16 protein-coding genes are annotated in these 20,637 nt (G+C 63.5%); 14 read left to right on the top strand and 2 right to left on the bottom strand.

Going from position 1 to position 20,637, the window contains the following annotated elements; genetic code table 11:
• The first annotated feature begins 233 nt into the window (after positions 1 to 233).
• Together ABQX22_RS20245 and ABQX22_RS20240 are read left to right on the top strand one after the other, a co-directional pair.
• Complete coding sequence (locus ABQX22_RS20245) at positions 234 to 941, top strand: TetR/AcrR family transcriptional regulator (RefSeq protein WP_349801628.1); 708 nt, start codon at positions 234 to 236, stop codon at positions 939 to 941.
• Positions 931 to 1,707, top strand: coding sequence for a pyrroline-5-carboxylate reductase family protein (locus tag ABQX22_RS20240; RefSeq protein ID WP_349801627.1), 777 nt, complete (start codon positions 931 to 933; stop codon positions 1,705 to 1,707). Before ABQX22_RS20245 ends, ABQX22_RS20240 begins: the two co-directional genes overlap by 11 nt.
• Before the next feature lie 69 nt (positions 1,708 to 1,776).
• Here ABQX22_RS20240 and ABQX22_RS20235 read toward each other — a convergent pair whose 3' ends face one another.
• Positions 1,777 to 3,813, bottom strand: a complete 2,037-nt coding sequence (locus ABQX22_RS20235) for an NADH:flavin oxidoreductase (RefSeq protein WP_349801626.1) — start codon at positions 3,811 to 3,813, stop codon at positions 1,777 to 1,779.
• Positions 3,814 to 4,039: 226 nt separating this feature from the next.
• On the opposite strand from ABQX22_RS20235, the gene ABQX22_RS20230 reads away from it, so the two are divergent.
• The 6 genes from ABQX22_RS20230 to ABQX22_RS20205 all read left to right on the top strand — a co-directional run bounded on the left by ABQX22_RS20230 (position 4,040) and on the right by ABQX22_RS20205 (position 12,808).
• Positions 4,040 to 4,954 carry a glycine betaine ABC transporter substrate-binding protein gene (locus ABQX22_RS20230; protein WP_349801625.1) on the top strand — a complete coding sequence of 305 codons (915 nt, stop codon included), beginning with the start codon at positions 4,040 to 4,042 and terminating at the stop codon, positions 4,952 to 4,954.
• Between the two features lie 225 nt (positions 4,955 to 5,179).
• Complete coding sequence (locus tag ABQX22_RS20225) at positions 5,180 to 7,216, top strand: NADPH-dependent 2,4-dienoyl-CoA reductase (RefSeq protein ID WP_349801624.1); 2,037 nt, start codon at positions 5,180 to 5,182, stop codon at positions 7,214 to 7,216.
• Positions 7,217 to 7,438: 222 nt separating this feature from the next.
• Positions 7,439 to 8,428: a 1-aminocyclopropane-1-carboxylate deaminase/D-cysteine desulfhydrase gene (locus tag ABQX22_RS20220; RefSeq protein WP_349801623.1), complete on the top strand. Its 990-nt coding sequence runs from the start codon at positions 7,439 to 7,441 to the stop codon at positions 8,426 to 8,428.
• A 290-nt stretch (positions 8,429 to 8,718) separates the two neighbouring features.
• Positions 8,719 to 10,059: an MFS transporter gene (locus ABQX22_RS20215; RefSeq protein ID WP_349801622.1), complete on the top strand. Its 1,341-nt coding sequence runs from the start codon at positions 8,719 to 8,721 to the stop codon at positions 10,057 to 10,059.
• A gap of 254 nt (positions 10,060 to 10,313) precedes the next feature.
• Positions 10,314 to 11,525, top strand: a complete 1,212-nt coding sequence (locus tag ABQX22_RS20210) for an MFS transporter (protein WP_349801621.1) — start codon at positions 10,314 to 10,316, stop codon at positions 11,523 to 11,525.
• Positions 11,525 to 12,808, top strand: coding sequence for an arsenic transporter (locus tag ABQX22_RS20205; RefSeq protein ID WP_349801620.1), 1,284 nt, complete (start codon positions 11,525 to 11,527; stop codon positions 12,806 to 12,808). The genes ABQX22_RS20210 and ABQX22_RS20205 overlap by 1 nt, the downstream gene beginning before the upstream one ends.
• Here ABQX22_RS20205 and ABQX22_RS20200 read toward each other — a convergent pair.
• The gene (locus ABQX22_RS20200; RefSeq protein ID WP_349801619.1) at positions 12,771 to 13,760 is read right to left on the bottom strand and encodes a DUF1853 family protein; all 990 of its coding nucleotides are present in this window, start codon (positions 13,758 to 13,760) and stop codon (positions 12,771 to 12,773) included. The two genes, ABQX22_RS20205 and ABQX22_RS20200, sit on opposite strands and share 38 nt — an antisense overlap.
• Positions 13,761 to 13,988: 228 nt before the next feature.
• Between ABQX22_RS20200 and ABQX22_RS20195 the strand changes: the two genes are divergently transcribed.
• The 6 genes from ABQX22_RS20195 to pepN are packed head-to-tail and all read left to right on the top strand — an operon-like array spanning position 13,989 to position 20,526.
• A complete protein-coding gene (locus tag ABQX22_RS20195; RefSeq protein ID WP_349801618.1) occupies positions 13,989 to 14,879 on the top strand; it encodes an NAD(+) kinase in 891 nt (296 codons plus the stop codon).
• Positions 14,879 to 15,850 carry a metallophosphoesterase gene (locus ABQX22_RS20190; protein WP_349801617.1) on the top strand — a complete coding sequence of 324 codons (972 nt, stop codon included), beginning with the start codon at positions 14,879 to 14,881 and terminating at the stop codon, positions 15,848 to 15,850. Before ABQX22_RS20195 ends, ABQX22_RS20190 begins: the two co-directional genes overlap by 1 nt.
• On the top strand, positions 15,847 to 16,731 hold the full coding sequence (locus ABQX22_RS20185; RefSeq protein ID WP_349801616.1) for a rhomboid family intramembrane serine protease: 885 nt from the start codon (positions 15,847 to 15,849) through the stop codon (positions 16,729 to 16,731). The genes ABQX22_RS20190 and ABQX22_RS20185 overlap by 4 nt, the downstream gene beginning before the upstream one ends.
• Positions 16,732 to 16,759: 28 nt before the next feature.
• A complete protein-coding gene (locus ABQX22_RS20180; RefSeq protein ID WP_349801615.1) occupies positions 16,760 to 17,020 on the top strand; it encodes a YeaC family protein in 261 nt (86 codons plus the stop codon).
• Positions 17,021 to 17,049: 29 nt separating this feature from the next.
• A complete protein-coding gene (locus tag ABQX22_RS20175) occupies positions 17,050 to 17,847 on the top strand; it encodes a DUF2797 domain-containing protein (protein WP_349801614.1) in 798 nt (265 codons plus the stop codon).
• A gap of 12 nt (positions 17,848 to 17,859) precedes the next feature.
• Positions 17,860 to 20,526 carry an aminopeptidase N gene (pepN, locus tag ABQX22_RS20170; RefSeq protein WP_349801613.1) on the top strand — a complete coding sequence of 889 codons (2,667 nt, stop codon included), beginning with the start codon at positions 17,860 to 17,862 and terminating at the stop codon, positions 20,524 to 20,526.
• Positions 20,527 to 20,637 lie beyond the last annotated feature (111 nt).

Here is a 20,637-nt window from a genome sequence, read left to right as displayed (position 1 = left end):
CTGAACGCTGCCGTCGATTCAAAGACACGAGTTTGCACGTCCATCGGCATCAAGGCTATGGAAAATCAAGGCTTACAGGTCGATCACTGACCGGGGAGGAACCGCTTGCGTCACGCACTGCGCCCCTCCTGCAGCAGAGCGCCGAAGAATGTACGTCGGTGTACACCGCGTGTACGTCACAGAACCCGGCGTGTACAGTGGACGCCATTGTGAGTTGATCAGAGAAACCGCGGATGTCGCAAACGGGCAAGGCACGTACGAAAACCCAGGACGCGGGCTGGCGCGGCTCCGTCGAAGGTTGGCTGGAAGCGGCCTACGACGCCTTGAAGGAATCCGGCATCGACGCGGTGCGGGTGATGCCACTGGCCAAGCGGCTCAACCTGTCGCGGACCAGTTTCTACTGGTTCTTCGAGGACCGCGAACAACTGCTCGCCGCGCTGCTGGCGCGCTGGCGGGACAAGAACACCGGGGGCATGGTCAGCCAAAGCGAGAGTTACGCCGAGAGCATTTCCGAGGCGATCCTCAACGTCTTCGAGTGCTGGCTGAATCCGGACGTGTTTGATTCCGAGTTCGAGTTCGCGGTGCGCAGCTGGGCCCTGCAATCGGAGGAGGTGGTCGCGCAAGTGGCCCTGGCCGACGAGGCGCGCATCTCGGCCCTCGCCGCCATGTTTCGTCGCTTCGGGTACGACGCCGACGCCGCCGACGTGCGCGCCCGGACCCTCTATCTCACGCAAATCGGCTACATTTCCATGCGCACCCACGAAGACACCGTGGTGCGATTCCGGCGCATTGCGCAGTACGTCAGCGTCTTCACCGGCAAAGTACCCAAGCGTCGCGAACTGGACCGGTTCTTTGGCAAATTCGGTTACGCCGAACAGGAACCCGGCGTGTTCGTTTCACTGGTCGACACCTTCGAAGGGGCCGCGTCCGATGCACTATGACACCCTGGGGATCATCGGTGGCACCGGCTGGCTGGGGCGCGCCATTGCCCAGGCAGTGCTGGACGCCGGTGTCCTCGCGCCGGCCGGGCTGATGGTGTCCAACCGCTCGGGCGGCTCGGATTTCGCGCCGGGCGTGCGACAGGTCGTGGACAACCGGGAGTTGGTCGGACTCTGCGACGTGGTGATGCTGTCCATTCGTCCCGAGCAGTTTCCGGCGCTCGACATCGACGCCCGGGGCAAGACGGTCATTTCACTGATGGCCGGGGTGTCCGCCGCTACGATCAGCGCGCGAACCGGGGCGCGGGTGGTGGTCCGGGCGATGCCGAATGCGGCAGTGGGCATTCGCCGCTCGTTTACCCCGTGGTACGTCGCCGGCGAGCTTTCCGACCCGGAACGCGACTGGATTCAGCGCCTGTTCGAATGCGTCGGCACAGCCGGCGAGGTGCCGGATGAACCGTGCATCGATTACCTCAGCGCGCTCTCGGGCACCGGCCCGGCATTCCCGGCGCTGCTGTACACCGCGCTGGCCCATCAGGCCGTGGCGGCGGGAATTCCCGAAGACATCGCGCGACAGGCCGCCCACGCGGTCATCGTCGGCGGCGGCGAGATGCTGGCCACTCACGACCCGCAGCAGATGCTCGACACCTTGATGGCGTACCGTGGGGTGACGGCCGCTGCCCTGCAGTCGATGGCCGATCAGGATTTCGAATCAATGATCGGCCAGGCGTTGCAGGCGGGTGCCGCCGTGGCCCGGCGCGGGATGTGAATCGCTCGGCGCAAGGCCTGCGTCGCTCAAGGGAAAGCGGGCAGTGCAGGCCTGTTCAAGCCGCGTGATTCAAAGGTCCTTGAGCAAGCGCAGCGCATCGTAGATTGCCGCATGGGTGTTGCGCGCGGCCACTGCATCGCCAATCCGGAACAGCTGGAAGCGTCCTTCAGGGTGGGTGACGAGGTGCTGCGCATGGCCCGCGATCAGGTCGTGCTGCTCCACCGCGCCGCCGTTGCTCGACAGCGGTCGCAGCTCGAAGTACAGGTCGTCCAGTGGCAAGGTGCCGTGGTTGACCACCACCTGATCGACGATGCGCTCCTTGTGGACCACGCCATAGTCACTGCCCAGGGTCGCGGCCAGCTTGCCGTCGCGCCTTTGCACGGCGTCGACCCGGAAGGTCACCGTGAAGGTCACGTCCAGCCCTTGCAGGCTGCGCATGTAGGGCACCAGGTTCATCGCCATTACCTCGGGCGCGAACGAGCGGTCGGGGGTGACGATTTCCACGGTGGCGCCGCTGCGGGCAATCACTTCAGCCGCCTGCAGCGCGGCGTGATCGCCGGCATCGTCGAAGATCAGCACATTGCGCCCGGGCTTCACGTCGCCGGAGATGATGTCCCACGTCGACACCACCAGTTCATTGCCCTGGCTCAGTACGTCGGTGTCCGGCAGCCCGCCGGTGGCGACGATCACCACGTCCGGCTCATGGGCCAGCACCGTCTCGGCCTCGGCCCAGGTATTGAAATGAAACGTGACCCCCAGGCGTTCGCACTGCGCCATGCGCCAGTCGATGATGCTGATCATCTCCCGGCGCCGCTCGCTGAGGGCGGTCAGGCGGATCTGGCCGCCCGGTTTGTCGGCGGCCTCCAGCACCGTCACGTCGTGACCGCGTTCCCCCGCAACCCGCGCGGCTTCCAATCCTGCGGGCCCGGTGCCGATTACCAGCACTTTGCGTTTCATCGCCGCCGGGGCGATGTCGTGGGGCATGGTGGTTTCACGGCCCGTGGCCGCGTTGTGGATGCAGTACGCCGCGCCGCCCTGATAGATCCGGTCCAGGCAGTAATTGGCGCCGACACAGGGGCGAATGTCTTCTTCACGCTTCTCGATGATCTTGCGCACGATGTGCGGGTCGGTCATGTGCGCGCGGGTCATGCCCACCATGTCGATCTTGCCGGAGGCGATGGCGTGACGGGCGGTGGCCACGTCGGGGATCTTGGCCGCGTGGAAGGTCGGAAAGCCGGTAGATGCACGGATCTCTCCGGCGAAGTCCAGGTGCGGTGAATTACGCATGCCCTGGATCGGGATGACATCGGTCAGGCCGGCATCGGTGTCGATGTGGCCGCGCACCACGTTCAGGAAATCCACCAGACCGCTGTTCTTGAGCATGTGGGAGACCTGCATGCCTTCGTCAGCCGTGAAACCACCGGGCAATGCTTCGTCCCCGGTGTAGCGCACCCCCAGCAGAAAGTCTTCGCCCACCCGCTGGCGAATGCCACGCAGGACGTCGAAGGTGAAGCGCATGCGGTTTTCCAGCGAGCCGCCATAGGGGCCGTCCAGGTCGTTGGTCAACGGTGACCAGAATTGATCCATCAAATGCCCGTAAGCCTGCAGCTCAAGGCCATCGAGGCCCGCGGCTTTCATGCGCTCGGCCGCATCGATGTAGTCCTGGATGATCCGTTCGATGTCCCAGGCTTCCATCTTTTTCGGAAAAGAGCGGTGCGAGGCTTCCCGGCGGTGGGATGGAGACACCACGGGCAGCCAATCGCCCTTGTCCCAGCGGGTACGCCGCCCCAGGTGGGTGAGCTGGATCATCACCGCCGCGCCGTGATCATGGCATTCGTCGGTCAGGTCCTTCATCCACTTCACCACCTCGTCCTTGTACGCCAGGACGTTGTTGAACACCGGCGGACTGTCCCGCGAAACCGAGGCGGAACCGGCGGTCATGGTCAGCGCAACGCCGGCCTTGGCACGTTCGACGTGGTAGGCGCGATACAAATCCTGGGGCATGCCGTCCACTGGGTACGCCGGTTCATGGGACGTGGTCATGATCCGGTTTCTGAGCGTCAGGTGCTTGATCGTATACGGCTGCAGCAGGGGATCGCTGGACATGCTGGGCGCTCCATGGAAAGGGCTTCATCAGGCTCGGTGATGACGAAATTAGGATAACTGTACATCGGTGTCAATCACTGAGACACAGGTGTACATTTTCCTTGCCTGGGGCAAAATCCGTGGATAAGATCGGCTGCGCACTGGTTACGGTTACGAACCCAATAAAAAAACACCGAAAGACGCCTGTCACTGCCATGACGAAGTCCTATAAACCGGGAGACGCCCCATGAACGCACCTTCTTTGCTCGCATCAAGATCGGTATCCAACGCCCGCACCTGGCTTATGGGCCTGCTGCTCGGCACCAGCGCTGCGCTGGTTCACGCCGCCGAACCCCAGCCTGTGCGCATCGGCTGGGTCAATTGGTCGGACACCGAGATCACCGTCAAGCTGGCCACCACGGCCCTGCAAGACCAGCTCAAGCAGCCGGTCAAACTGATCATGGCCGACATCGGCATCCAGTTTCAGGCGCTGGCCAACGGCAACATCGATCTGATTCCGATGGTCTGGCTGCCCAGCACGCACAAGGCGTTCTACGACAAGTACAAGGACAAGCTCGAAGACCTCGGCGTGTTGTATGAAGGGCGCATCGGCATGGCAGTGCCCACCTCGATCCCGGTCAGCGAAATCGCCAGCGTCGAGGACCTGAACAAGCCCCAGGTCAGGGAGAAACTGGGGGGCAAGATCCTCACCTCGGAAGTGGGAAACGGTCAGTACAAGCTGACGGTCAAGGCCATGGAAGAATACAAACTGGACGGCTATAAGCTGGTGGCCTCGTCCGAAAGCGGCATGCTCAATGAGTTCGAGCGCAACACCAAGCGCGGGCAGTGGTCGCTGATCAACGCCTGGAGCCCGCACTGGATGTTCTCCAAGTGGTCGCTGCGTTACCTGGACGACCCCAAACAGATTTTCGGTTCGGCTGAACAGATCCACGCCGTGGGACGCAAAGGCTTCACCCAGCAGTTCCCGCAGGTGGCTTACTTCTTTGCACACTATTCGATCCCCAAGGCCGACCTTGAAGCGCTGATGATGCAGGCGCGTCAAACCTCTTCCGACCAGGCCGTAGCGGCGTATTACGCGGCGCACAAGCCGATGTTCGAGGCCATGTTTCAGCCGGGCAGCCAGACGGTGGGCGCGAAATAGGCTCAGGCTAACGGGCCTGTGGAGCCTGACTGCCACAGGGTCGGCGAGAGCCGGTGCACATCCGGATCATCAATCTGTCACTTTCGGTCATTGAGCGGGCGCGTGGCGCTGTTTACTGTCTGCGTCATGCGTTGGGCTATTGTCTTTACTGATGGCCGCCGCTGAACAGTCTGACGAGTGCCGCAGAGCGCTCGCACCCCGTGATGATGTCCGATGGAGCTTTCGATGACCGCCGCCCACTACCCGCACCTCATGGCCCCGCTTGATCTGGGCTTCACGACCTTGCGCAACCGCACCTTGATGGGCTCGATGCACACCGGTCTTGAGGAGAAACCCGGCGGCTTCGAGCGCATGGCGGCCTACTTTGCCGAGCGGGCGCGGGGTGGCGTGGGCCTGATGGTCACCGGCGGGATCGCGCCCAATGAGGAGGGCGGGGTGTACGCCGGCGCCGCCAAACTCACCACGCTGGAGGAGGCCGAACAGCATCGCATCGTCACCCGCGCGGTTCACGACGCGGGCGGCAAGATCTGCCTGCAGATCCTCCACGCCGGTCGTTACGCCTACAGCCCCAAACAGGTGGCGCCAAGCGCGATTCAGGCGCCGATCAACCCGTTCAAGCCCCGTGAACTGGACGAAGCGGGGATCGAGAAACAGATTCAGGACTTCGTGACCTGCTCGCTGCTGGCGCAGAACGCTCAATACGACGGCGTTGAAGTGATGGGCTCCGAAGGCTATTTCATCAACCAGTTCCTTGCCGCGCACACCAACCACCGCACCGACCGCTGGGGCGGCAGTTACGAAAACCGCATGCGTCTGCCGGTGGAAATCGTGCGCCGGGTCCGCGAAGCCGTGGGCCCGCACTTCATCATCATTTATCGGCTGTCGATGCTCGACCTGATCGCGGGCGGCAGCATCTGGGAAGAAGCGGTGCAATTGGCCCAGGCCATCGAAAAGGCCGGGGCCACGTTGATCAACACCGGGATCGGCTGGCACGAGGCACGGATTCCGACCATCGCCACCAAAGTCCCGCGCGCCGCGTTCGCCAAAGTCACGGCGAAGATGCGCGGTTCGGTGTCGATTCCGCTGATCACCACCAACCGCATCAACACCCCGGAAGTCGCCGAGCGGATTCTCAGCGAAGGCGACGCCGACATGGTGTCCATGGCGCGGCCCTTCCTGGCGGACCCTGCGTTCGTCAACAAGGCTGCCGCCGGGCGCGGCGATGAGATCAACACCTGCATCGGCTGCAACCAGGCGTGCCTTGACCACACGTTCAGCGGCAAGCTCACCAGTTGCCTGGTCAACCCGCGCGCCTGTCATGAAACCGAACTCAACTACTTGCCGGTGCTGCAGGTGAAAAAGATCGCCGTGGTGGGCGCCGGACCTGCGGGGCTGGCGGCTGCCACGGTGGCCGCCGAGCGCGGTCATCAGGTGACACTGTTCGATTCGGCCGACGAGATCGGCGGCCAGTTCAACATCGCCAAGCGGGTGCCGGGCAAGGAAGAGTTCTCTGAGACCCTGCGGTATTTCGGCCGCAAGCTGCAAACCACCGGGGTTGATCTGCGCCTGAACACAAGGGTGTCGGTGGACGATCTGAAAGGCGCCGGGTATGACGAGATCATCCTGGCGACCGGTGTTGCGCCGCGCACGCCTGCGATTCCCGGCATCGACCACGCCAAGGTCCTGAGTTACCTGGACGTGATCCTTGAGCGCAAGCCGGTGGGCCACAGCGTGGCGGTGATCGGCGCGGGCGGCATCGGTTTCGATGTCTCGGAATTCCTGGTGCATCAGGGCGTGTCCACCAGCCTGGATCGCGCGGCATTCTGGGAAGAGTGGGGCATCGACGAGGCGCTGGAAGCCCGGGGCGGGGTGGCGGGGATCACGCCGCACCCGCATGCACCGGCGCGTCAGGTGTTTCTGTTGCAGCGCAAGGCCTCGAAAGTGGGCGACGGGCTGGGCAAGACCACCGGCTGGATTCACCGCACGGGGCTTAAGAACAAGCGGGTGCAGATGCTCAATAGCGTCGAGTACCTGAAGATCGATGATGCCGGTCTGCACATCCGCATCGGCAACGGTGAAGCGCAACTGCTGGCGGTGGATAACGTGGTGATCTGCGCCGGGCAGGATCCGTTGCGCGCGTTGTACGACGGTCTGAAAGACGCCGGGCAAAGCGTGCACCTGATCGGCGGCGCCGACGTCGCGGCCGAGCTGGATGCCAAGCGGGCGATCAACCAGGGCTCGCGGTTGGCGGCGGAGTTGTAGGCAGTCACCCACATTTGTAGGAGCGCGCTTGCCCGCGAAGGCGGTGTGTCAGTTGATGGACTACTTCTCAGACAGACCTCAATCTCGGGCAAGCGCGCTCCTACAGGGCCGGCGGCACCGACAATTCTTGTCGGAGCAAGGCGTGCCCGCGAAGGCCTCAATCGGGGCTCGGATCAGACCCAATGCTAAACTCCGGCCTCCCTCGTCCGCCGACCATCCCCCATGCTCCCCGCCAGCCTCTCCCTGCGATCCGCCCCGCTGCAACCTCTCGCTTTGCCGTGGCTGGAAGACGCCGGTATCGAGGTTGCGATCCTGCGCCTGGACCTCATCGATCCGCTGATCTCCGGCAACAAGTGGTTCAAGCTCACCCACCATGTGAAAGCGGCGCAAGCAGCAGGCGCCACCGGTCTGATCAGCCTGGGCGGCGCGTATTCCAATCACCTGCATGCCCTGGCCGCGGCCGGCCAGCGGTTCGGCTTCCCCACGGTCGGCTTGCTGCGCGGGCATGCGCACGACACCCCCACCATCGAGGACCTGCAAGCGTTTGGCATGCAGCTGCATTGGCTGGGTTACGGCGGATACCGGGCGCGGCACGAGCCGGGTTTCTGGTGGCCATGGCGCGCGCGTTACCCGCATTTGTATCCCGTGCCGGAGGGCGGCGGCGGGCTGGACGGTGCGTTGGGCTGTGCCGGGATCGTGCGCCAGGCGCGAGATCAATTGGCCGCAGTGGGTTGGGGCGATTATCACGGTTGGTGGCTGGCGGCGGGGACGGGCACCACCTTGGCCGGGTTGCTGCTGGCGGAAGACGGCACCCGCGCGGTGTATGGCGCCATGGCTGTGCCGCAGGGGCATGGTGTGTCCGAGAACGTGGCAGCGATCATCCATACTCACTGTAGGAGCGCGCTTGCCCGCGATATCGGTCTGTCTGCGACGTCTACATTGACTGACACACCGCCATCGCGGGCAAGCGCGCTCCTACAGGGTTGTCATCTGCTGGAAGCGAGCCGCGGTGGCTTCGCCAAAACCGATGCGCACCTGCTGGCCTTCATCCACCGCTGCGAGCAGCACACCGGCATTCCTCTGGAACCGCTCTACACCGGCAAGGCCCTGCTGGCGCTGCACGACGAAGTGCTGGCGGGGCGGTTTGTCAAGGGCACGCGATTGATCTTCGTGCACACCGGTGGGTTGCAAGGTAAACGCGCCTTCTCGTAACGGACGAGACGGCAGGAGATCTCGCAGCGACACCGCATCCATCGTTGGAGCGAGGCTTGCCCGCGAAGCTGAACTCCGGATGTACCTGACACACTGCGTAGCGAGCTTCGCGGGCAAGCCTCGCTCCAACAGTTCAGCGGCTGCCCTGGGAATGTAACGACGCACTGGCACGAATCCTGCGGCCCAGACGCAACGATCTGTCGGTTCTGGACACGTCGGCGGCACTTTTGGTGTGAACCGTCTGCGCGCCGATCTCGATAATCGGTCTTCCCACACGCGCCGAGGTTTTCATGACAACTGCAGCCATCGAGCAGGTCGATCCTGCCACGTTGAAAAAAGTCATCGTTGCGGCGGCTATCGGCAATTTCGTCGAATGGTTCGACTTCGCCGTCTACGGCTTTCTCGCCACCACCATTGCCCAACAGTTCTTCCCCAGCGGCGACGCCAGTGCGGCGCTGCTCAAAACCTTCGCCGTGTTTGCCGTGGCTTTCGCTTTCCGGCCATTGGGCGGGATCTTTTTCGGCATGCTGGGCGACCGCATCGGTCGCAAGCGCACGCTGGCGTTCACCATTTTGCTGATGGCGGGGGCGACCACGATCATTGGTCTGCTGCCGACTTACGCGGCCATCGGCGTCATGGCGCCGATCCTGTTGACCGTCATTCGCTGCGCCCAGGGCTTCTCGGCCGGGGGCGAATACGCCGGGGCCTGCGCCTACCTGATGGAACATGCGCCGCGCACGCAACGCGCCTGGTACGGCAGCTTTGTGCCGGTGTCGACGTTCTCCGCGTTCGCCGCCGCTGCGATCATCGCCTACGCGCTGGAAGCCTCGTTGTCCACTGATGCCATGGCCAGTTGGGGCTGGCGTCTGCCGTTTCTGATTGCGGCGCCCCTGGGACTGGTCGGCTTGTACCTGCGCTGGAAACTGGACGAAACCCCGGCGTTCCAGGCCGTGACCGAAGAGCACGCGGTGGCCCATTCGCCGCTCAAGGAAACCCTGCGCAACCACGGCGCGGCCATTTGCTGCCTGGGCGCATTCGTCTCGCTGACGGCATTGTCGTTCTACATGTTCACCACCTATTTCGCCACGTACCTGCAGGTGGCCGGCGGCCTGAGCCGCGCGACCGCGTTGCTGATTTCCCTGCTCGCGCTGGTGTTCGCCGCCGCGATCTGCCCGCTGGCCGGGGCGTTTTCCGACCGCGTGGGGCGGCGGATGACGGTGATCAGCACCTGCGTCCTGCTGATTGTGGTGGTGTATCCCTCGTTCATGATGGCCAGTTCCGGCTCGTTCGTGGCCTCGATCATCAGCGTGATGCTGCTGGCCATCGGCGCCGTGCTCTGCGGCGTGGTAACGGCGGCGCTGCTCTCGGAGACCTTCCCGACCCGCACGCGGTACACCGCCTCGGCGATCACTTACAACATGGCGTACACGATCTTTGGCGGCACCGCGCCGTTGATGGCCACGTGGCTGATCAGCACCACCGGCAGCAACCTGTCGCCGGCGTTCTACCTGATCGTGATTGCCTTGCTGGCCCTGGCCGGCGGGCTGGCGTTGCCGGAGACGTCGAAGGTGTCGTTGCAGGAAGTGGAAGGGTCGTTGACGTCACGCCGGGCGGTAGGGTCTGTTGCCTGACGCAAAACCCCTGTAGGAGCGCGCTTGCCCGCGATGGCGCTGTGTCAGCCACATGAATGTCGCAGGCACAGCTCAATCGCGGTCACGCGCGCTCCTGCAATAGATCTTCATCGTCACCCGGATTCTCGGCCGCCCCCGCAACAAAACATGGCACTCCCGCCCCAAAAAATGGCACATTGGCGCCCCCCGCGCCGAAGAAACACTTTGCAATCATTTGACGGCGCTCATCACTCACGTTTGATGGATGTCCCCTCATGGCCGTCAGCAGCACGCCTCCGAGCCCGGTTTCGCCCGCCGTTCCCCAGTCCAGCCCGCTGGTCATGCGCATCATCGGCGCGGTGGCTCTGGCGCATTTGCTCAACGACCTGATCCAGGCCATGTTGCCGTCGATCTACCCGATGCTCAAAGCCAGTTACAACCTGAGCTTCACCCAGGTCGGGCTGATCACCCTGACGTTTCAAATCACCGCCTCGCTGCTGCAGCCCTGGGTCGGGTACCACACCGACCGCCATCCCAATCCGCTGGTCCTGCCGCTGGGCTCGCTGTGCATTCTGGCCGGCGTTCTGCTGCTGGCCAGCGTCGGCAGTTTCCCCCTCATCCTGCTGGCGGCGGGGCTGATCGGTGTTGGCTCCTCGACGTTCCACCCGGAAGCCTCGCGCATTGCACGGCTGGCGTCGGGCGGGCGATTCGGGCTGGCGCAATCGACGTTTCAGGTCGGCGGCAACACCGGTCAGGCCATCGGACCCTTGCTGGCGGCGGCGATCATCATCCCGTTCGGCCAGGGCCATATCGCTTATTTCGCCCTGGTTGCGCTGTTCTCGGTCTGCCTGCTGTACGCGATCAGCCGCTGGTACAAGACTCACCTGAGCCTGTTCAAACTCAAGCGCGGCGGGGTCGCGACCCACGGTCTGTCCAAGGGGCGGGTGACCTGGGCCCTGGTGGTCCTGGCGATGCTGGTGTTCTCCAAGTATTTCTACATGGCCAGCTTCACCAGCTACTTCACCTTCTACCTGATCGAAAAATTCGACGTGTCGGTGGGCAGTTCCCAGTTGCACCTGTTCCTGTTTCTGGCGGCGGTCGCGGCGGGGACGTTCTTCGGTGGGCCGATTGGCGACAAGATCGGCCGTAAGGCGGTGATCTGGTTCTCGATCCTCGGCGTCGCGCCGTTCACGCTGGCGCTGCCTTACGCGGACCTGTTCTGGACCAGCGTGCTGAGCGTGATCATCGGCTTCATCCTGGCCTCGGCGTTTTCGGCCATCGTGGTCTTTGCCCAGGAACTGGTGCCCGGCAACGTGGGCATGATCGCCGGGGTGTTCTTCGGCCTGATGTTCGGCTTCGGCGGGATCGCGGCAGCCTTTTTGGGCCACCTGGCGGACCTTCACGGCATCATTTACGTCTACACGCTGTGTTCGTTTCTGCCGTTGCTCGGCATCCTTGCCATCCTGTTGCCGAGAACCCACCGCTGATGCTCATCGCCGGACTGATTTTCCTGTTCACCATCACCCTCGTGATCTGGCAACCCAAGGGCCTCGGCGTCGGCTGGAGTGCCACGCTGGGCGCGGTGCTGGCGCTGCTGACCGGCGTGGTGCACCTGGCGGACATTCCCCAGGTGTGGCACATCATCTGGAACGCGACCGGCACCTTCATTGCGCTGATCATCATCAGCCTGCTGCTGGACGAAGCCGGGTTTTTCGCCTGGGCCGCGCTGCACGTGGCGCGCTGGGGCAAGGGCAACGGGCGCCGGTTGTTTGCCTTCATCGTGCTGCTGGGGGCGCTGGTGTCGGCGCTGTTCGCCAACGACGGCGCGGCGTTGATCCTCACGCCTATCGTGATGTCGATGCTGCTGGCGCTGCGCTTTTCCCCGGCCACCACCCTGGCGTTCGTGATGGCAGCCGGGTTCATTGCCGACACCGCGAGCCTGCCGCTGGTGGTGTCGAACCTGGTGAACATCGTCTCGGCGGATTACTTCGGCATCGGCTTCAACCGCTACGCCTCGGTGATGGTGCCGGTGAACGTCGTCAGCGTCGCGGCCACCCTGGCGGTGCTGCTGCTGTTCTTCCGCCGGGACATCCCCAAGACTTTCGACGCTTCGCAGTTGGATGATCCCGCGACCGCCATTCAAGACCGCGCGACCTTCATGGCCGGCTGGTGGGTGCTGTTGATTCTGCTGATCGGTTGTTTCGCCCTTGAGCCACTGGGCATTCCGATCAGCGCGATCTCCGCGGTGTGTGCGGCGATCCTGCTGGGGATTGCGGCCAAGGGGCACAAGATCCACACCGTCAAGGTCATGAAAGATGCGCCGTGGCAGATCGTGATTTTCTCGCTGGGGATGTACCTGGTGGTCTACGGCCTGCGCAACGAAGGCCTGACCACTTGGCTCGCAACGCTGCTGGATCGCTTCGCCCAGTACGGGCTGTGGGGCGCGGCCATGGGTACGGGACTGCTGACCGCCTTGCTGTCCTCGGTGATGAACAACCTGCCGACGGTGCTGATCGGGCTGCTGTCCATTGACGCCAGTCACGCGGTCGGGCCGGTGAAAGAAGCGATGATCTATGCCAACGTCATCGGCAGTGACCTGGGCCCGAAAATCACCCCGATTGGCAGCCTGGCCACCTTGTTGTGGCTGCACGTGCTGGCGAAGAAGGGCGTGACGATTGGCTGGGGCTATTACTTCCGCGTGGGCATCGTGCTGACCCTGCCGGTGTTGCTGATCACGTTGGCGGCGTTGGTGTGGCGGCTGAGCTGGTAATGGGTTGGGCTGGCTCTGAAGAGAGGTCAGGCCACAGGTCCGGCATCAGGAACAACCGCTCGGCCTCGTGCCAGACGCCGTCGGTGGCTTGCGTCACACGCACCATCAAGTGCGCGGCGGCCGTGGGCTCAAGTTCGCTGAACCACTGCTGCAGGTGCGCTTCGCTCCATGCCTCGTCGTAACGCGCCGGTGCCAGCCACGCAGGGCGGGGCAACGGTTGCCAGCGACCCGCGGCGCTTTGCGCGATGAACGCTTGCCAGTCCCGGCGATGCAGCCACAGCCCGCGCAGATGACGGGCATGGATGCCGGCCGGGGACGACGTGTGCCCTGGCCAGGGATAAAACAGATAACCGCCCAGCCATAGTTCGGCGCTGAGCTGCTCGACGCCCAAGTCTGACAGGGCATCGCGGCTTTGCTCACGGGACGACATTGGCAACTGATGCCCGCTCAAGTGCGCCAGCTTGCGGTCCAGCCGGTCATCGGAATCGGTGCCGACCCACTGAGCCAGGTCCGTGCCATCCCCGTGTTGCGGTCCGAGATAGAGTTTGATGGCCAGCTCAACGTGGTGAACGCCTTCGCGATCCCGCAGCAGCATGTCCAGCTCGCCCAGCGTTCGCCCGTTCAGACGGATTGGCAGGTTGGCGGCGATCAACTCCACCCCCGGCGCGTGTTCCACCGCGAACTGCCAGAGCCGTTCGTAATAACGGCCAAGCCGACGGTTTACCGGATCGGACAGGGCCTGGGTGAGGGCGCTGCTGTCTGTGTCCAGTGCCAGCAAAAAGTCGTTTAGCGCCTGTGGATCGGTCACCCAGCCGCTGGCGCTGAGCGGATGACGCTGCGGCCAGGGTGTTTCATGGAGCATGGGCGGCGACAGAATCACCCACGCCAGGTCCCGCACCGGGGGCTGGCGCAGGCGGGGGAGGAGGTGGGTGAGGGTGGGGAATAGGGTCATGGGCGCAGCATAGCAGCCCGTTTTGCCGCGTTACCGCCAAATCCCCTGTAGGAGCGCGCTTGCCCGCGATAGCCACCTTCGTGCCGCTAAAGGTGCGTCGGATGTGCCGGCTGTTCGCGGGCAAGCGCGCTCCTACAAAAGCAGCGGCCGGCATCGCTTATTTGCCGCAGCTCGGGCCTTTCGCCCATAATCGCTTTCTTTGCACGCGCCAGAGCCCTCGGGAGCCCCATGGAGCAATTTCGTAATATCGGCATCATCGGTCGCCTGGGCAGTTCGCAGGTGCTCGAGACCGTTCGCCGACTGAAGAAATTCCTGTTGTCGCGGCACATGCACGTGATTCTTGAAGACACCATCGCCGAAGTCCTGCCCGGGCATGGCATGCAAACTTCCTCGCGCAAGATGCTGGGCGAAGTCTGCGACATGGTCATCGTCGTCGGCGGCGATGGCAGCCTGCTGGGCGCCGCCCGCGCGCTGGCCAGGCACAACGTCCCGGTGCTGGGCATCAATCGCGGCAGCCTGGGCTTTCTCACCGACATCCGCCCGGATGAACTGGAAGTGAAAGTCGCCGAAGTGCTGGACGGCCATTACCTAGTGGAAGACCGCTTCCTGCTGCAAGCCGAAGTCCGCCGCCACGGGGAAGCCATCGGCCAGGGCGACGCCCTCAACGATGTGGTGCTGCACCCCGGCAAATCCACGCGCATGATCGAATTCGAAATCTACATCGACGGCCAGTTCGTCTGCAGCCAGAAGGCCGACGGGCTGATTGTCGCGACGCCCACCGGTTCCACGGCCTACGCGCTGTCGGCGGGCGGGCCGATCATGCATCCCAAGCTCGACGCCATCGTCATCGTGCCGATGTACCCGCACACCTTGTCCGGGCGGCCGATCGTGGTGGACGGCAACAGTGAGCTGAAAATCGTGGTGTCCAAGGACATGACGATCTACCCACAGGTCTCGTGCGACGGGCAGAACCACTTCACCTGCGCGCCGGGCGACACGGTGACGGTCAAGAAGAAGCCGCAGAAGCTGCGCCTGATCCACCCCCTCGACCACAACTACTACGAGGTCTGCCGCACCAAGCTGGGTTGGGGCAGTCGGCTCGGCGGTGGAGGCGACTGATGCTCGATCCCGCGCGTGGCTACGATCTGATCGGTGACGTGCATGGTTGTGCCCAGACCCTTGAGCACCTGCTCGACACCCTCGGCTACCGGTTTCAGGCCGGTGTCTGGCGCCATCCCGAGCGCATGGCGCTGTTCCTGGGCGACATCATCGACCGCGGCCCGCAGATTCGCCAGGCGCTGCACATCGTGCATGACATGGTCGAGGCCGGTCAGGCGCTGTGCATCATGGGCAACCATGAATTCAACGCCCTGGGCTGGATCACCCCGGCGCCGCCGGAAACCGGCCAGCAGTTCGTTCGCGAACACTCGCCGCGTCATACCCGGCTGCTGAGCGAAACCCTGGCGCAGTTCGAGCAGCATCCCGGCGACTGGCACGATTTCACCCAATGGTTTTACCAACTGCCGTTGTTCGTCGATGCCGAGCGGTTCCGCATGGTGCACGCCTGCTGGGACGCCAGGCTGATCGAGCCGCTGCGCGGTGTGCACGGCGACGGCCGGATCGACCAGCATTTCGTCGAGGCCTCGGCGATCCCGGGCAGTTTCGCAGCGGCGGTGTTCGACCGTCTGCTGCGCGGCACCGACATGCGTTTGCCCCATGGCATGACGCTGACCGGTGGCGACGGCCTGACCCGCGCCTCGTTCCGCACCAAGTTCTGGGAAGACGACCCGCAAACCTACGGCGACGTGGTGTTTCAGCCGGACGCATTGCCCGAGCCTGTCGCCAAGCGTCCGCTGTCCGACACCGAGAAAAACGCGCTGCTGCGGTATGGCATCAACGAACCGTTGTTGTTCGTCGGTCATTACTGGCGCAGTGGCATCCCCGCCGCCATTCGGCCGAACCTGGCCTGCCTGGATTACAGCGCGGTGCTGTACGGCAAACTGGTTGCCTACCGGCTCGATCAGGAAACACAGATCGATCCGGGCAAATTTGTCTGGGTCGATGTCACCCGACCCGAGAGTGCCGAATGAGTCCTGTCGCCGTTTTACGTCTGCCGTTGAACACCGACCTGAGCGGGTTCGTCGACCTGCTCACGCGCCTGAACGTCCCCCATCGGGTCAGCGAGGAGGCCGGCGAGCAAGTGCTGTGGGTGCCGGGTGCGGCGCAACTGGCCGACGACGTGCGTGATCTGTATCAGCGTTACCCCGAAGGCGACCCCACTGCGAAGCTGCCGGCCGGTCAGCAGGTGTCGACGTTCCGGCGCCCGAGCGGGCTGGCCGGGGCGTGGGTGCAGTTGCGCAGCAGCCCGGTCACCGCGTTGATCCTGCTGGCGGCAGCCATCGTCGCCGGCATCACCTTACTGGGCGACAACCTCGGTACGCTGAGCTGGTTCACCTTCAACGATTTTCGGGTCAACGGGCAGTACGCCCTGTTTACGCCGCTGCAGGACAGCCTGGCGGCGGGGCAGTGGTGGCGCATCGTGTCGCCGATGCTCATCCACTTTGGCCTGCTGCACCTGGCCATGAATGCCATGTGGTACTGGGAGCTGGGCAAGCGCATCGAACTGCGCCAGAGCGGTTGGCAGTTGCTGGGCCTGACGCTGTTGTTCAGCGCCGTGTCCAATTACATCCAGTACCTCTGGAGCGGGCCGAGCCTGTTCGGCGGGCTGTCCGGCGTGCTTTACGGCCTGCTCGGTCACTGCTGGCTCTTTCAATGGCTGGCGCCCAACCCCATGTATCGTTTGCCCCGTGGCGTGCTGATCATGATGCTGGTCTGGCTGGCGGTGTGCCTGACCGGTGTGGTCAGCCTGCTGGGCTTTGGCGAAATCGCCAACGGCGCCCACGTGGGCGGGCTGATCATCGGTTGTGCAACAGGTCTGCTGGGCGGTGCATTGGCCCGCCGTAAACACTAAAATCGCCGGCTAACTCTGGGAGCACTTCATGTCCACATTCAACGAAATGATTGAAAACATCACCCCGGACATCTACGAGAGCCTGAAACTGGCCGTGGAAATCGGCAAATGGTCCGACGGGCGCAAGCTGACCCAGGAACAACGCGAGCTGTCGCTGCAGGCGCTGATCGCCTGGGAAATGCGCAACGTGCCCGAAGAACAGCGCATCGGCTACATGGGCCCGCAGGAATGCGCGTCCAAATCGGCGCCGGTGCCCAATATCCTGTTCAAGTCGGACGCTATCCATTGATTGAGCTTGGCCGCGGTGCAGTCAACAAAATGTCGGCGCGTCTAGAGGCGTCGCGGGTTGAGTACAGCTTTCGTCTGGGCGAGACCGAGATCGCGGTCAATCCGCTGATCGGCAAGACCGTGCGCCTGGAATACCTTGGCGCTATTTATTGCAGCCACTGCGGGCGTCGCACCAAGACCAGCTTCAGCCAGGGTCATTGCTACCCGTGCATGCAGAAGCTGGCGCACTGCGACATCTGCATCATGAGCCCGGAAAAGTGCCACCACGAACACGGCACCTGCCGCGATCCGGAGTGGGGGCAGCAGTTCTGCATGACCGATCACGTGGTCTACCTGGCCAATTCTTCGGGCGTAAAAGTCGGCATTACCCGCGCTACCCAGTTGCCGACCCGCTGGCTGGACCAGGGCGCCAGTCAGGCGCTGCCGATCCTGCGGGTGGCGACCCGTCAGCAATCAGGCTTCGTCGAAGACCTGCTGCGCAGTCAGGTGGCCGACCGCACCAACTGGCGCGCGCTGCTCAAGGGCGACGCCCCGGCGGTGGACCTCAAGGCCGTGCGCCAGCAATTGTTCGCCTCCTGCGGGGCGGGCCTGATGGCGCTGCAAGAACGATTCGGGCTGCAGGCCATCCAACTGCTGCATGACGTCGAACCGCTCGAGATGGTTTACCCGGTCCAGGCGTACCCGACCAAGATCGTCAGCTTCAATCTGGACAAGGACCCGATCGCCGAAGGCACGTTGATGGGGATCAAGGGCCAGTACCTGATCTTCGATACCGGCGTGATCAATATTCGCAAGTACACGGCGTATCAACTCGCCGTGCATCAGTAATAAGGAATCACCATGCGCACCGACCAGCCGAAAATGATCTACCTGAAAGATTACCAGGCGCCTGAGTACCTCATTGACGAGACGCACCTGACGTTCGAATTGTTCGATGACCACTCGCTGGTCCATGCGCAGTTGGTGATGCGCCGCAACCCCGAGCGCGGCGCCGGCTTGCCGCCGCTGGTCCTCGACGGTCAGCTGCTTGAGTTGCAATCGATCAAGCTGGCGGACATCGACCTGACCGAGGCCGATTACCTGCTGACCGATGACAGCCTGACCGTGCACCCCAAGACCGACAGCTTCACGCTGGACACCACGGTCAGGATCCACCCCGAGACCAACACCGCGCTGGAAGGCCTGTACAAGTCCAGCGGCATGTTCTGCACCCAGTGCGAGGCCGAGGGCTTCCGCAAGATCACCTATTACCTCGACCGCCCGGACGTGATGAGCAAGTTCACCACCACGGTCAGCGGCAGCAAGCATGACTTCCCGGTGCTGTTGTCCAACGGCAACCTGGTGGCTCAGGGCCCTGGCGACGACGGCCGGCACTGGGCGACCTGGGAAGACCCGTTCAAGAAGCCGGCGTACCTGTTCGCGCTGGTGGCCGGTGACTTGTGGTGCATCGAAGACACCTTCATCACCATGACCGACCGCAAGGTCACGCTGCGCATCTTTGTCGAGCCGGAGAACGTCGACAAGTGCCAGCACGCCATGGACAGCCTGAAGAAGTCCATGCGCTGGGACGAGGAGGTCTACGGCCGCGAATACGATCTGGACATCTTCATGATCGTCGCCGTCAACGACTTCAACATGGGCGCCATGGAGAACAAGGGCCTCAACATCTTCAACTCCAGCGCCGTGCTGGCCCGCGCCGAAACCGCCACCGACGCCGCGCACCAGCGGGTCGAGGCCATCGTCGCCCACGAATACTTCCACAACTGGTCGGGCAACCGCGTGACCTGCCGCGACTGGTTCCAGCTGTCGCTCAAGGAAGGCTTCACCGTGTTCCGTGATGCCGGCTTCTCGTCGGACATGAACTCGGCCACGGTCAAGCGCATTCAGGACGTTGCCTACCTGCGCACCCACCAGTTCGCCGAAGACGCCGGCCCCATGGCCCATGCCGTGCGCCCGGACAGCTTCATCGAGATTTCCAACTTCTACACCCTGACCGTGTACGAAAAGGGCTCGGAAGTCGTCGGCATGATCCACACCCTGCTGGGGGCCGACGGCTTCCGCAACGGCAGCGACCTGTATTTCGAGCGCCATGACGGCCAGGCCGTGACCTGCGATGACTTCATCAAGGCCATGGAAGATGCCAACGGCGTCGACCTGACCCAGTTCAAGCGCTGGTACTCGCAAGCCGGCACGCCGCGTCTGGCGGTGACCGAGGCCTACGACGCCGACGCCAAAACCTACAGCCTGACCTTCCGCCAGACCGCGCCGACCACACCGGGCCAGCCGGGCAGCGAGAAGAAGCCGTTTGTGATTCCAGTGGCTCTGGGTTTGCTGGACGCTGAAGGCACCGAGCTGCCGTTGCGTCTGCAGGGCGAAGAAGCGGCGGTCAATACCTCCCGCGTGCTGTCGGTGATCGAGGCGGAACAGACTTTCACCTTCGTCGACATCGCTGAAAAGCCACTGCCTTCGTTGCTGCGCGGCTTCTCGGCGCCAGTGAAGCTGAGCTTCCCGTACAACCGCGATCAACTGATGTTTCTGATGCAGCACGACACCGACGGCTTCAACCGTTGGGACGCCGGCCAGCAGTTGTCGGTGCAGGTGCTGCAAGAGATGATCGGCCAGCATCAGGCCGGCACGCCGCTGGACATGGATCAGCGTCTGGTGACGGCATTGAGCACTGTGCTGGCCGACGACAGTCTGGATCAGGCCATGGTCGCGGAAATGCTGTCGCTGCCGGGTGAGGCGTATCTGACCGAAATCAGCGAAGTGGCTGATGTGGAGGCCATCCACGCCGCACGGGAGTTCGCCCGTCTGCAACTGGCAGAGAAACTGTCGGACGGCCTGTGGACGCGTTATCAGGCCAATCGCGCAGTCTCCAAAGCCACGCCGTATGTCGCAGAAGCCGAGCACTTTGCCCGTCGCGCGCTGCAGAACATTGCCCTGTCGTACCTGATGCTGGTGGGCAAGCCTGAAGTGCTGGCCGCCACCAACGAACAGTTCGAGACCGCCGACAACATGACCGAGCGCCTGACCGCGCTGGCGGTGCTGGTCAACTCGCCGTTCACCGCGGACAAGGACAAGGCGCTGGCGGAATTTGCCGAGAGCTTCAAGGACAACCCGCTGGTCATGGACCAATGGTTCAGCGTCCAGGCCGGCAGTGCGTTGCCGGGTGGTTTGGAGCGCGTGAAAGCCTTGATGCAGCACCCGGCGTTCACCCTGAAGAACCCGAACAAGGTGCGTGCGCTGATCGGTGCCTTTGCCGGGCAGAACCTGATCAACTTCCACGCCGCCGACGGTTCGGGTTATCGCTTCCTCGCGGACCTGGTGATCGAGCTGAACGGCTTCAACCCGCAGATCGCCTCCCGTCAATTGGCGCCGCTGACCCGCTGGCGCAAATACGACGACAAACGCCAGGCCTTGATGAAAGGCGAGCTGGAGCGCATTCGCGCTTCGGGGCAGCTGTCGCCTGACGTGTATGAAGTGGTGAGCAAAAGCCTGGCGGAGTGATCCACCGGCTTCACCAAAAGAGCGCCATCCCGTGAAAGCGGGGTGGCGCTTTTTTGTGTGGGCTCAGGCCTGCCTCCTCCGGAACACTGGAGTCAATGTGGGAGGGAGCTT

The sequence above is a fragment of the Xanthomonas sp. WHRI 1810A genome (assembly GCF_040202885.1).
GTDB lineage: Bacteria > Pseudomonadota > Gammaproteobacteria > Pseudomonadales > Pseudomonadaceae > Aquipseudomonas.
This window is presented reverse-complemented; position numbering and strand designations above follow the sequence as displayed.